We start from the raw sequence: 12120 nt of genomic DNA, 5'->3' as shown, positions 1-12120 counted from the left end.
TTTGCAGCATGGCGGTGGCGTCAGAGATGTTGCGCTGAGCCACGGCCATACCGTTGCTCTGGCCCTGCAGGCGGGAAGCGATCTGCATCCCTGCGGCGTCGTCGGCGGCAGAGTTGATGCGTTTGCCGGTGCCCAGGCGCTCCATCGCAGTGGACAACATGCTGTTGGATTTATTCAACGCATTAAGGGAGGACATGGCAGAGCCGCTGGTGAAAATAGATAAAGACATAATGAATCTCCTTGATGAACCTGATGTTCAGTCTCCTGACTGTTGTACTGAGATAAAACGACACCGCATTCTTTAAAATTAAATCTGTTTTCTTTTTTATTTACGCACAGCAAAAAATAAAATTTTTAAAAATAATGATTCTCATTCAAAATGAATGCATCAATAAAAAACAAAAAGACATTTCCAGGCGACACTTTTGAGAATAATCTTAAATAAAAAATTAATATAAAATAACTTGCATGCCATTTTAAAAAAAAGAAAATAAAGTTAATAACGCACGTTATTGAGAACATCATTTTTACATCAAAAATCATTTTTACAACATTACTAAAATATACTTATAAATATTAACTTTTCATTATTTCATTTAATAAAGCATGCCAAAAACCGTCTTAAAACATGTTGCGAATCACATTTTTATAGCGTAAAAAAGAGGCAAGGAAGATGACATTACTATCGACACCCCTTAAAACCACACTTTTCACCACCCGCAGACAGGTAAATCTGTACCAGGTATAGAGGCAGGTTGCTTTTTCGTTCCCTCAGCAACGCGTCGCCGCTTAGTAATGACGGTTAAATGGACTTAATGATGACGAATGTATTCGTGGTGCTCACGCATAGCACCGCGATATCCGTTAATTATTACAGGAATGGCTACAGCCAAAAATGAATAAACGCTACTGCGCTGTAAATAACTGGCTAATTGATGTTAGCTCCGGGTCGATTCTCCATTTAACCAATGGAGAACGGAAGCGCCTTGGAGAATTTCAGTTAAAATTGTTGGATACGCTGACTCAACATGCAGGGAAGATTCTCACCAGAGAAGAGCTGACCACGCTTGTCTGGGAGCATAGAGTCATTGGCAATAATAGTTTGCCGAACGCTATTCATGCGCTGCGTACGGCACTGGAAGATGATGGCAAGCAGCAAAGGATAATTAAAACCATCCCTCGAAAAGGTTATTTGCTGGAAGCCGATTATTGCAGTGTGATTGAAAAAGAAGAAAATGAAGTCTTTGATAAGTCGGACGAAACACAGCTCAGTGAGGCCATATTTTTTGAAGACACGCCCCCCCTGGACATGAATGAGGAGGCAGTCCCCCCCTTCTTATCAGAACAGACAAGCGGCGCTGCAGACGCGTTGAAACATGCCCCGACAATGACTCGCGTTTTCCCATGGCAGCGTTTCCCGGCTGTTGTTTTACTGATAACCGCCGCGCTAATTATCGCTGTCTTTGCAACATGGCGCTACTTTGAGTACTCCCATCTTCGTTTGCAGTACGAGGAACGGGAAACCAACGTATACAGCAACATTCGCCTGTTCGAAATTTTTCCCCAAGGCCATCAGGGCAGCTATCAAGACCAGTTTTATAACAAGCTGAAAGGGACTCTCTATCAAATGAATCAGCTCCTTAAAGGGCAATCGATCATGATGAATGTTTACTATCAGAGCATCGATCAGACGCTTAACTATACCTTTTCGCTGAAAAGCAGCTGTGACAGTAAGCAGCTGGCCATGTCGATCTATCACTGGCGGATAGACATCAACCAGCTCAACAACCTGATCCTGAGAGAAACACGAAGAAAGATCGGTGAAATGGAGGGCTGCAGCGTTGGCTAAATGGCTTCTGTGTACCTTAATTGCCCTCTTGTTGATTAGCCTGTTTGGTTTTTATAGCTGGCCGCGGAGTATTATGCCTCCTGAACAACAGACCAACGTGGATGTCCAAATGGGCTTTTACGATCTAATGTCGCGGCGAAAAGAGACCTATGACACCCACATGGTCATAGTCAATAAAACGATTTTGACGACGATCACTAGCCCGGACGATCCGCGTTTTATTTTGAAAGGAAAGTTCACCCAAACCAGCACCCATCAGCGTCGCCAATGGTTTTCCTGGTCTCCGATTTATTACAGCGCCGTCAACAAAGGATTAATGATCGACGGAATGGTGGATTTGATGATGAATATGGATATCTGGATGCAGCCGCTACAACTCAATGGACAACCGCTGGTCGTTGGCCAAAGTGGGATTATTTTTCTTTATCCACCACGCTGACAGAATCAGGAAGCTCATCATTCATACGCCTCAAATGGGGCGTTTTTTCATTTTATCCCGAACTCAAGCCGCTTCAGTCCTTATCTTCATCAGGAATTCAACTAAACAGTTCTGAATACAATTTTTCGAATACGCCCATCAGCAGCAGTCTGCCGTGTTTAACCACAAAATACATTCACCTCAAAGATAGAAAAACGAAAAGTAGGTAAAAGTATTTATGGGGCGGTAATCCCCTCTCCCGAAAACCTCACCACACTATTTTAACAAGTCTAAACATTCGCTTTTCGTCTTAATTTTAGCTGTCGAAACCCGATTTTTCATACGCTACGTGCAATGGCAACTTATGATAACCGGTGCTCACGATGAGCATGGGAACAATACACAAGGAAGGTACTTATGCCCGCACTCCGATTTCCCTGCACGATTTTCAAAAGCCAAAAAAAGAGGGATGACTACCTCGCCGACGATATGCGCTACGGCGACTTGTCGGATATCACGCCATTGTTCGCTACACCGTGCAGGATCACTTTGGGCTGGATAACAATGATATTTCAAAAGTGAAATTCAAATTTTTTCGTTTTTTCGGCATCTGGTTCATTCTTCAGCGCTACAGCCGGTTTAAATTCAAGCCCTTCATGACCAATATCGAAGCCAAAATCAATATTACCGGAGAGCGGAATGACGGTGAAATATAAAAAAACACTTGCCCTGCTATTTTTAACTGCCAGTGCGTTAGCCGCTTACGGTCTATGGTTAATGCTTCGTCCGGTAGAGATTGTTGCAGTCCATAAACAAGGTAACCATAGTTCAGTTTTAGTCAAATCCTTCCCACCGACAGAGAAAGGAAAGATAAATTGGTGGCCACAAAACAAGGATGTGCTTAAAAATAAATATAACATTCCTGAACCAGATCAAGATGGTTATTTTGTTATGGTATTTTGGTGATGGCTATAAAGAAGAAGGGAAGTATGACAGGTTGTGTTTTAACGATATGCCCCCACCATTAAACTGCATTGAAAAAGACAAAGCCTTCACGGTATCGACGGACAGACATAACAATGTGTTTTTCGGCGTTCATGATGGAAAATACTACATAAACGATAAAGGCAAGATGATAAAGATAAAATATTAACGTCTCATTCCATGAAGAAAGTCGCTGCCACCCGCCCTGCGGCGGGAAGCAAAAGCATTTTCAGGCATAAAAAGCACTATCCGAGCAAATTCTTCACCGTCGCTAGCTGCACGTTCGCCTGCGCCCCCAGCGCACGGTTAAGCGTCGAAAAACTGTCGCCGCTTTTTTCCAGCACGCTGCCCAACGCCTGCGCCGTGTCTTGCGCCTGCTGTGGGCTATACGGTGTGGCCATCTCATCAATACGAGACCGGACGCGATCCTGATGAGCCCGCAGCGCACCACGCTGCAGCGTTATCTGCTCCAGCGCCTGCTGCAGGCGCAATTGCCCATCGCGGCTGCTGTCCGGGCGTGCCGCCAGCTGCACCAGAGCTTCATGCTGAGCTTTCTCAGGCTGGGCCGACAGCAAAGTAAACGCATCAGAGGGGAAATTATGTCCTTCCCCCCGCACGCTGAGCTGCAGGCTGACCTGCTCCCAGCGGGACTCATCCACGCTGAAATTCACCTGCCCGCTTCTGTCGAGGCTGGCGTGAATACCCATTCGACCCAGCCCAACGTTAAGACGGGTCAAAACGGTACGCGGCGAGCCTTCTTCCGGCAGCGCAACTGCGGCCAGCTCTCGCTTCGCGCCTCCCAGCATAAAGACCAACGTTTCCCCGCCGGGAGAAGTCAGGATTTTTTCGCTGCCCGGCAAGGTGAAATTCACCTGCGACTGACTCTGCAGCCTGATGTTGAACTGGCGATCGATCGTCCCGCCAGAAAGCTGGTCCCGGCGGGCCAGCAGCCGCTCCAGACCCTCCGCCTGAGCCTGCCCTTTTCCCTGATTTGCTGCGTGGCGCAATTGCAAAAGTTGCGTTTCTGCGCTGGAAAGGTAGCTGTCCGCCTGCTGCACCGCCGTCAGCTGCTGGTTGAGCTGAACGTTGTAGCGCAGCGGGCGAGTAGATAACAGCGCCGCTTCAGGAAACGGGCTACGGGATGACGTCGTCTCTTCCACCTGACGGCGCTGCACGGCCTGCGGAGCATTGATATTGCTGCGGCTAAGCGCGGCAGCCTGGGAAGATGTTGTTGTGGATAAACCAACCTGCATGGTTACATCACGCTAAACAAAGAGAGCTTACTGATCATGCTGTAAGCCTGGTTGGAAATCTGCACCGAATTCATATACAGCTGAAGGTTCACCGTCGCCGTAGCGGGGTCGCTGAAAGAAAGATCGCGTACTACCTGGTCGTTTGCCGCGCTGACATCGGTGTGCGCGTCACTCAGTAAGGTCAAACGGTTCTGTCGCCCGCCTACGTCGGTGAAGATTGCCGACACGTTATCCCGGGTGGCTTTGGCAGAGTCCAGCATATCGGTGACTTCACTCTTATAATCCGCTGCCGGAATGGTCGGATCCTGCATCTTCTGCGACAACGCTTTCAGCTTATTCAACATGTCCAGATCGTCGCTGCCGGAGGAGAAGGCGCTGGCAACGTTGGTGTTTTCCTTAATGTTTACCCCGTTCGCCACGGTCGTCTCGCGCGTACCGTCGTTACCGGCAAATACAAACGTCTTCGCCACCTCATCCCACTGTACTGGCTTCGTGCCGGTTTTCGTACCAGCAAAAAGATAGCTGCCGTTTTCATTCTGCGCATTCATCGATGCCACCAGCGAATCGAGCATTGACTCAAGCTCTGCGCCGTAACCCGCCATATCCTGCTGGCTGTTGGTGTCGTTGGCCGCGGCAAGCAGCTTGTCATGCAGCGCCAGCAGCTGATCGTTCATTGCCTGCAGATGAGACTCCTGACTTGCCAGCGTCCCGCTGATGCTGGTGATATTGTTCTGATACTGCTCAATTGCCGACTGCTCGCGGTTCAGCTGTACCAGGCGGCTGGCAATGCCAACGCGGGAGATAATCGCCGCAGCGCCCTCGTTGAGACTCATGTTGCCCAGGCCGCTAATGTTCGTTTTACTGTTTTTCAGCTCGATAAGCTGCTGCAGGTTATCGCCGTTACCGGGCTCACCTGCTGCACCGGACAGGGCAATCTCATCAGGCTTGAGATCGTTGACCTGCAGCATGCCTGCGCTATTACTCGAGTCAAAAACAAACAGCGGCTTGCCGGGATTGCCGTTGAGATCAAATCCCTGTGCAAGCTGATTGTTAAACAGATCGGCGACCGCTTCTGCCATGCCCTGAATCGCGCTTTGCATCTCTTTCAGCGTGGTCGTTTCATAGTCGTAAAGCGCGCCAAGCTGGCCGCCGGCCGACGGATTGAGGGTAAACTCGCTCGTGGAAAACTTCAGGCTGAGCGTGCTGTTGCCGTTGGCATCCACGCCCACTTTCATTTCACCTGCCGTTTTGCCGCTAACCAGCGGCTGGCCGCCTTTCAGCGCCACGGTGTAGCTCCCGCTTCCGTCTTCAGTGACCTTTACATCCGCGAGCTCGCTGAGCTTTTTCACCAGTTCGTCGCGCTGATCGCGAAGTACGCTGCTGTTACCGCCGGTAGATTCCAGCTCGATAATTTTTTGGTTATAGCTGGCGATGCAGGAACTCAGTGAATTGATGCTGTCCACCGCCGCATTACGCTGTGTAGACAGTGAGTTTTTCTGGCTGTTGATAAAATCATTCATGCTGTTAAAGCGCGTTGCCAGCGAGTTGGCCTGGTTTAACAGCTGCTGACGCAGCGCGGGGGATTCGGGCTGCGTAGTCATTGCGCTCAGGGCACCAAAAAACTCATCCAGCCCGTTACCCAGGCTCGTTGAGTCAGTGCCAATCACCTCTTCCAGCGCGCCAAGATACTGCTGCCCCGAGGTGAAATAGCTGGCTTTAGTGTTCGTCTGCCAGACCTGGTTGACCAGATACTGATTGGAGATACGGCGAATGCTGTCCACCTGCACGCCGTTGCCTGCGGACAGGCCAACCTGGCCCATCGGGCCAATAGCAATTTGCAGCATACCCTGACGGCTGTAGCCGGGCGTCAACAGATTGGCGATGTTCATCGAGGTGACGCTCATCCCCGTCTGGGCCGCCTGAAGGCCGCTGTAGGCAATATTAATGATGCTCATGTTTTATGACTCCTGACCGCGACGCATCACGGGGATGACCGGGGTAGCTATTTCTGTAGGCTGCTGCGGTAAAGCGGCACTTTTCGCCTCAGCCTTAACCCCGGCGGGTGTCAGCTGGGCAATAATCATCCCGGCAATACCGGTGCTGCGCTGAGAAGCCAGCTCGGAGGCCAGTCGATCGTCGTAAAAGTCACGCATCATGCGCTGCTGTTTGCTATTGAACGGGCTGTCCTCGGCGGCCATCGCATCTGAGGCTTTGCGCATCTGCTGCATCATCGAGCGCAGGAACATCGCTTCAAACTGTTCGGCTGCCTGCTCAACATTTTGTGGCTTGACCTGCCCGGTCATATCGCCGGGCAGCACGGTTTTCTGCCGGTTAATCGGATTGATCATTTGGACTCCTTAAATCACCACCAGCTCGGCATCCAGCGCACCGGCTTCATGCAGCGCCTGCAGAATCGCCATCGTGTCATCCGGCGATGCGCCCAGGCTGTTAATGGTGCTCACGATGCTGCGCAGGCTGGTTCCCGCAGGAATAGTGACCATCTGGCCTCGCCCGCGATTTACGTTGACGTCGCTCTCCGGCGTGACCACGGTGCGGCCCTGGCTGAATGCACCCGGCTGGCTGACGTTGCTGCTTTCACGAATGGTGACCGTCAGGTTGCCGTGAGAAACGGCGGCGGCACGAACCACCACGCCATCACCGATAACCACCGTGCCGGTACGAGCGTTAAACACCACGCGCGGAGGCTGTTTCCCGGCGTTGATTTGCACGTCTTCCAGCATCGACATAAACCTGACGCGCTCGCCCGGATCCATCGGCGCACGCACCGCCACGTTGGTCGCGCTTTGTGCGGTAGCCGTATTCGCCCCGAAGGTGCTGTTCAGCGCTACAGCCACGTTATTGGCGGTTTTAAAGCTTGGACGCTTGAGATTAAGCATCACCTGGCTGTTGTCCTGAGAATCGGTTGGGATTTCGCGTTCGATAGAGCCGCCGTTCGGCACGCGCCCTACCGTGGGCGTATTCACGGTGACGCTGGAGCCGCTGTTTCCCTCCGCCTTCACGCCGCCAACGACCACGTTCCCCTGCGCCAGCGCATAGACTTCGCCGTCGGCACCCCGGAGCTGGGTGAGCAGCAGCGTGCCGCCGCGCAGGCTTTTGGCGTCGCCAATTGAAGAAACGGTCACGTCAATCGACTGCCCGCGGGCATAGCCCGGCGGCAGCGTGGCGCTAATCGCGACCGCCGCAACATTTTTCACCTTCGGGTCAATTTTGGTCGGCAGCTGCACGCCAAACTGGCGCAGCATGTTGGTCACCGACTGGCTGGTAAATTTCACCTGGTTTTTATCGCCGGAGCCATCAAGGCCGACCACCAGGCTGTAGCCCACCAGCTGGTTGCCGCGCACACCCTGAATATCCACGATGTTACCCAGCGTTTCGGCCAGTGAGCAGGTACTCCACAGGAGCGAGAGGAAAAGCGCTACGTTACGCATCGTCGGCTCCGGTTAGATAGGGAACAGCGGGTGGTTGAAAATACGCGTCAACCAGCCTGCAGCGTTCGAGTCACTCAGCGCGCCGCGACCTGCATACGAGATGCGGGCGTTAGCAATGCGCTGGGAAGAAACGGTGTTATCACGCTCTACGTCATCGGCACGGACCAGGCCCGTAACGCGCATGTACTCATCCCCCTGATTAAGGGTGAGCCACTTCTCTCCGCGCACCGCCAGCACGCCGTTAGGCAACACTTTGAACACCGCGACGGTAATGGAACCGCGTAGGCTGTTTTGCTGCTGGGAACTGGCGTTGCCGTTGAAGTTGCGCTCGCCGTCAACGGAACCGCTTAGTTTGTCGACCGAGTGTCCGAATGCCTGAGGCACGCCAAGCGTGACGTCGTTTTTCTTACCGAAGTTGGTTCGCGCCTGTTTACTGGCCTGGGTTGACTCATCGAGACGCACGGTCAGAATATCGCCCACGCGGTAGGCCCGGCGATCCTGGGTTAGCGACCAGTTATAGCCGCCGTTGTAGACGCCACCGCCCTGCACCGCCGTTTCCGGCATGACAAAATCTTCCGGTGGCGCGTAGGCCGCATCGTCTTTATGCACCAGCAAAGCCGGGCTTTCGCACCCGGCCAGCATCAATGCCAGTAAACCGATAACACACTGCTTTTTCATGACTCTCTTCACTTCATTGGCCCATCATTACATCGTCTGGGTGACAAACTTGAGCATATCGTCAGCGGCGGACACCATTTTGGCGTTCATTTCGTAGGCGCGCTGGACGGTAATCATGTCCACCATCTCCTCGACGACCTGCACGTTAGAGCCTTCCAGCGATCCCTGTTCCAACTGACCAAACGCCTCTTCGCCGGGGATGCCTTCCACCGCGTCGCCGCTGGCGGCAGTTTCGCGGTAAAGATTGCCGCCCACCGCTTCCAGACCGGCCGGATTGACGAAGTTCACCAGGGTAATCTGCCCCAGCTCAACCGGGTCGGTTTCTCCGCCCACCAGCGCCATCACCGTGCCGTCTTTGGCAATCTGAATCTCTTTGGTATTGGCCGGCAGTTCAATTTGCGGCACCAGCGGCAGGCCAGCTGCGTTGGTGATCACCCCTTCCTGATTACGCTGCAGATTGCCCGCACGGGTATAGGCCATTTCGCCATCCGGCGTTTCCACCTGGAAGAACCCCTGGCCGGTAATCGCCACGTCCAGATCCTGCCCGGTGTTCTGGATGTTGCCGGTGGAGAATTCTTTCTGCGTGCCGACGATTTTCACGCCGCTGCCGAACTGAATGCCGGTCGGCGCCGTGTTGTTCTGATCGAGCTGGCCGCCGGGTGCGCGCTGGTTCTGATAAAACAGATCCGAGAACATCACGCGGTCGCGCTTAAACCCGGAGGTATTCACGTTGGCGAGGTTGTTGGAAATTGCGCCCATTTTGGCGTCCTGCGCCGCGAGCCCGGTTTTACTTACCCATAAAGCTGGATTCATCGTTCGTTATCCTTGTCATCAACTGCCGCGCAGCAGGCGATTGCCCGCCGTGGCCAGGTCTTCCGCCGCTTTCATCATCTTGATCTGCGCTTCGAACTGACGGTTCAGCGCAATGCTCGACACCATCTCGCTGATGGCCGAAACGTTGGCACTTTCCAGATGCCCGGAGGCCACCATCACTTCTTCGTTGCGCGGATTGTTCAGCGCGTTCGTGACGAGGAACCCGGCGCTGTTTTTCTGTAGCTGTCCGGCCGGGATATCCACCAGCTTGAGGCGATCGATTTCCACCGGTACGGCAGGGCCGCCGTCGTCCGGCACAATGCTTATCACCCCGTCCTGGGCAATGGAGATTTGTGAAAATGGCGGCAGCACGATAGGTCCGTTGTCCCCTTCCACCGGCAGGCCGTTAATCGTCAGGTCGCCTTCCGGCCCAACGTCAATTTGGCCATTACGGGTGTAGACTTCGCGGTTGCCGCTGCCGAGGGCAATCAGGCCGCTCCCGCGCAGGACAATGTCAAGGTCACGGCCGGTCTGCTTCATCGAGCCCGGCGTCATGTCAATGCCGCCGTTGGTCGGCTGCACCAGATAGCGCGAGCCATAGCCCGCGCCTTCAATCTGCTGTGCCTGAGCGCTTTCCAGATCGCTGCGGAATCCCTGGGTATTCACGTTCGCCAGGTTGTTGGCGTGGATCTGCTGCTGGGACAGGCTGCGGTTTGCGCCGCTGACGGCGGTGTAGATTAAGTGGTCCATTACACAGCCTGGAACAGCGCGTTCATCATACTGTCGTTGGTACTAATGACTTTGGTATTCGCCTGGTAGTTACGCTGGGCGCTCATCAGCCCAACCAGTTCCGAAGTCAAATCAACGTTAGACGCTTCCAGCGCGCCGGCTTTGATAATGCCCAGCAGGCCGCTACCTGCCGCACCGGTCAGCGGTGTTCCTGATGCTGCGGTTTGCATCCAGGTGGTGCCATCCTGCGCGGCCAGGCCGTTAGGGTTCGCAAAGTTGGCTAAAATCAGCTGCCCCTGAAGCATGCGCTCGCCGTTAGAAAACGTGGCATATACCGAGCCGTCTTCACCGATCTGCTGGCCGGTTTTCTCACCGGACGCATAGCCGCTGCCTTTGTTTTTGCTAACCGAGAAGTCAGAGCCGTACTGCGTGGTGCCGGTGTAGTTCAGGTCGACGGACAACGGCTGCGCGCCAGGAATAGCAAAAGACAGGTTGAGCGCACCGTTTGGCGTCTTCAATACGCCCTGATCGGTAAATTCAATGGTATTAGATGGCAAGCCCGTGCTGGGATCGGTTGGGGCTGGCATTTCCTGGTCATCCATGAAGTAGTGTACTTCCCAGGTGTTATCGCCTGTCTTAACAAAATATTGGTTAATGGTGTGCTCGCGGCCCAGCGAGTCATAGACCTGCGTCGCGTAGGTGTTGTTGTAAGACGTGTTGTCTTTAGGAGTGAACGTTCCCGTCACAGGCTTCTCCGCGCGAGCGTCCAGATTAGCCGTAAAATCGAGGCTGTCGGTTGCTTTCGCCGCAATGGAACCACTGCTGATGGTCAAATTGCCAACGCTACCCACCTGCAGCACGCCGTTGGCATCAACCGGGTAACCCTGCAGGTTCATGCCGGAGCTGTTGATCAGGTTGCCGTTGCTGTCGGTGCCGAAATAGCCCGCACGGGTATAGGCCGTGGTGCCCGCGCTGTCGCGTACCACGAAGAAACCGTTTCCGGAGATAGCCAAATCCAGGCCATTACCGGTGGCATTGATGGCCCCGCCACGGCTAATGCTCTGGGTCATGCCGGTGACACCCACGCCAAGCGGCTGGCTCTGCGCGTACAGGGCGGAAAATTCCGCACGGCCGGACTTAAACCCTACGGTGCCGGAGTTGGCGATGTTGTTAGAAATCGCATTCAGCTGTTCGGTAATGGCATTAAGGCCGGAGGTTGCAATGCTAAAGCTCATAGAATGTCTTCCTGATTATGTTTACTGTCCCTGACTCATGCCTTACCGGCAGGGGCAGATTGTCCAAATTGACTAATATAGTTGTAAGCAATTTCGCCCAGGCCCGAGATGTTGAGCATGGTGGCACTGCCGTCCAGCGGGATGCGCACATTGTTGATGATGCCGCCAAGCTCAATCGGCACGGTTTCTTCCCCGGTGTCGGTCACCACGCTGAGCGTGTATTTCCCTTCTGCCAGCCCCATCTCCTCCGGGTCGATAGCAAAATCCACCTGCCCGGCTTCCTGCTTACCCAACTCGATTTTGTGTTCAGTTCCGGCGGAATCCTTAACGATCACGGTCACGACGCCAGCGGCATGTTCCAGCGTCAGCCGGCCATCAACCGAAGTTGTGCCGTCGGAGGTAAAGCTATTGCTCTGCACCATCACCTTCTGCCCCACCAGGTTTCCGGTGCTCAGCGTTTGCAGGTTGTCCATCAGCACGGCATTGTTGGCCATCAGTTGGGACATGGTTTCCATCGACTGCACCTGGGTCAGCTGCGCCAGCTGGCCGACATATTCGGTGCCGTCCGTTGGGTTAAGCGGATCCTGGTTCTGGATTTGCGCGACCAGCAGCTGCATAAACAGGCCGTTCATGCCCGCGGCGCTGCCGTTATTTGCCACACCGCCGTCGCCGTTGGCGCTAAAGTTGCTGGTGTCGTTATTCACGTTCATGT

General features: G+C 53.6%; 13 protein-coding genes and 2 pseudogenes. 5 read left to right on the top strand and 10 right to left on the bottom strand.

Annotated features, from left to right (window positions below; all coding sequences use genetic code 11):
• The coding region (locus CNE01S_RS21020; RefSeq protein ID WP_439645715.1) for a flagellin N-terminal helical domain-containing protein at positions 1–229 on the bottom strand (229 nt) is incomplete at its 3' end.
• 666 nt (positions 230–895) lie between these two features.
• On the opposite strand from CNE01S_RS21020, the gene CNE01S_RS21015 reads away from it, so the two are divergent.
• From CNE01S_RS21015 to CNE01S_RS21000, 5 genes and pseudogenes are all read left to right on the top strand, one after another.
• Positions 896–1849: a transcriptional regulator gene (locus tag CNE01S_RS21015; protein ID WP_061278272.1), complete on the top strand. Its 954-nt coding sequence runs from the start codon at positions 896–898 to the stop codon at positions 1847–1849.
• Positions 1842–2288 (top strand): hypothetical protein, encoded by a 447-nt coding sequence (locus CNE01S_RS21010; RefSeq protein ID WP_061278271.1) that lies wholly within the window; start codon positions 1842–1844, stop codon positions 2286–2288. The genes CNE01S_RS21015 and CNE01S_RS21010 overlap by 8 nt, the downstream gene beginning before the upstream one ends.
• A gap of 396 nt (positions 2289–2684) precedes the next feature.
• Complete coding sequence (locus CNE01S_RS26030; RefSeq protein WP_082763263.1) at positions 2685–2849, top strand: DUF3289 family protein; 165 nt, start codon at positions 2685–2687, stop codon at positions 2847–2849.
• Positions 2780–2983: pseudogene (locus CNE01S_RS21005) on the top strand (DUF3289 family protein); the annotation flags it as partial. The gene CNE01S_RS26030 and the pseudogene CNE01S_RS21005, both read left to right, overlap by 70 nt.
• Positions 2967–3420 (top strand): annotated as a pseudogene (locus CNE01S_RS21000) (DUF943 family protein). The pseudogenes CNE01S_RS21005 and CNE01S_RS21000, both read left to right, overlap by 17 nt.
• Before the next feature lie 76 nt (positions 3421–3496).
• Here the strand turns inward: CNE01S_RS21000 and CNE01S_RS20995 are convergent.
• From CNE01S_RS20995 to flgD, 9 genes are read right to left on the bottom strand one after another with little or no spacing between them, the layout of a single operon-like run.
• The gene (locus CNE01S_RS20995) at positions 3497–4504 is read right to left on the bottom strand and encodes a hypothetical protein (RefSeq protein WP_061278269.1); all 1008 of its coding nucleotides are present in this window, start codon (positions 4502–4504) and stop codon (positions 3497–3499) included.
• A 2-nt stretch (positions 4505–4506) separates the two neighbouring features.
• The gene (flgK, locus tag CNE01S_RS24800; protein WP_072279199.1) at positions 4507–6459 is read right to left on the bottom strand and encodes a flagellar hook-associated protein FlgK; all 1953 of its coding nucleotides are present in this window, start codon (positions 6457–6459) and stop codon (positions 4507–4509) included.
• A gap of 3 nt (positions 6460–6462) precedes the next feature.
• On the bottom strand, positions 6463–6852 hold the full coding sequence (locus CNE01S_RS20985; protein ID WP_061278266.1) for a rod-binding protein: 390 nt from the start codon (positions 6850–6852) through the stop codon (positions 6463–6465).
• Between the two features lie 9 nt (positions 6853–6861).
• A complete protein-coding gene (locus CNE01S_RS20980; RefSeq protein ID WP_061278264.1) occupies positions 6862–7953 on the bottom strand; it encodes a flagellar basal body P-ring protein FlgI in 1092 nt (363 codons plus the stop codon).
• Positions 7954–7965: 12 nt separating this feature from the next.
• Positions 7966–8631, bottom strand: coding sequence for a flagellar basal body L-ring protein FlgH (gene flgH / locus CNE01S_RS20975; protein ID WP_061278262.1), 666 nt, complete (start codon positions 8629–8631; stop codon positions 7966–7968).
• A gap of 27 nt (positions 8632–8658) precedes the next feature.
• Positions 8659–9444, bottom strand: coding sequence for a flagellar basal-body rod protein FlgG (gene flgG / locus CNE01S_RS20970; RefSeq protein WP_061278260.1), 786 nt, complete (start codon positions 9442–9444; stop codon positions 8659–8661).
• A gap of 18 nt (positions 9445–9462) precedes the next feature.
• On the bottom strand, positions 9463–10194 hold the full coding sequence (locus CNE01S_RS20965; RefSeq protein ID WP_061278258.1) for a flagellar basal body rod protein FlgF: 732 nt from the start codon (positions 10192–10194) through the stop codon (positions 9463–9465).
• A complete protein-coding gene (flgE, locus tag CNE01S_RS20960; RefSeq protein WP_061278256.1) occupies positions 10194–11408 on the bottom strand; it encodes a flagellar hook protein FlgE in 1215 nt (404 codons plus the stop codon). The genes CNE01S_RS20965 and flgE overlap by 1 nt, the downstream gene beginning before the upstream one ends.
• Before the next feature lie 35 nt (positions 11409–11443).
• Complete coding sequence (gene flgD, locus CNE01S_RS20955; protein ID WP_061278254.1) at positions 11444–12118, bottom strand: flagellar hook assembly protein FlgD; 675 nt, start codon at positions 12116–12118, stop codon at positions 11444–11446.
• Positions 12119–12120: the final 2 nt, after the last annotated feature.

This window comes from Cedecea neteri NBRC 105707 = ATCC 33855 (assembly GCF_001571265.1).
Classification (GTDB): Bacteria; Pseudomonadota; Gammaproteobacteria; order Enterobacterales; family Enterobacteriaceae; genus Cedecea; species Cedecea neteri.
This window is presented reverse-complemented; position numbering and strand designations above follow the sequence as displayed.

Excerpts from the sequence above, each read along its gene's own strand:
- CNE01S_RS21015 (WP_061278272.1), top strand. The coding sequence starts at position 896 with ATGAATAAACGCTACTGCGCTGTAAATAACTGGCTAATTGATGTTAGC.
- CNE01S_RS26030 (WP_082763263.1), top strand. The coding sequence starts at position 2,685 with ATGCCCGCACTCCGATTTCCCTGCACGATTTTCAAAAGCCAAAAAAAG.
- CNE01S_RS20995 (WP_061278269.1), bottom strand. The coding sequence starts at position 4,504 with ATGCAGGTTGGTTTATCCACAACAACATCTTCCCAGGCTGCCGCGCTT.
- flgK (WP_072279199.1), bottom strand. The coding sequence starts at position 6,459 with ATGAGCATCATTAATATTGCCTACAGCGGCCTTCAGGCGGCCCAGACG.
- CNE01S_RS20985 (WP_061278266.1), bottom strand. The coding sequence starts at position 6,852 with ATGATCAATCCGATTAACCGGCAGAAAACCGTGCTGCCCGGCGATATG.
- CNE01S_RS20980 (WP_061278264.1), bottom strand. The coding sequence starts at position 7,953 with ATGCGTAACGTAGCGCTTTTCCTCTCGCTCCTGTGGAGTACCTGCTCA.
- flgH (WP_061278262.1), bottom strand. The coding sequence starts at position 8,631 with ATGAAAAAGCAGTGTGTTATCGGTTTACTGGCATTGATGCTGGCCGGG.
- flgG (WP_061278260.1), bottom strand. The coding sequence starts at position 9,444 with ATGAATCCAGCTTTATGGGTAAGTAAAACCGGGCTCGCGGCGCAGGAC.
- CNE01S_RS20965 (WP_061278258.1), bottom strand. The coding sequence starts at position 10,194 with ATGGACCACTTAATCTACACCGCCGTCAGCGGCGCAAACCGCAGCCTG.
- flgE (WP_061278256.1), bottom strand. The coding sequence starts at position 11,408 with ATGAGCTTTAGCATTGCAACCTCCGGCCTTAATGCCATTACCGAACAG.
- flgD (WP_061278254.1), bottom strand. The coding sequence starts at position 12,118 with ATGAACGTGAATAACGACACCAGCAACTTTAGCGCCAACGGCGACGGC.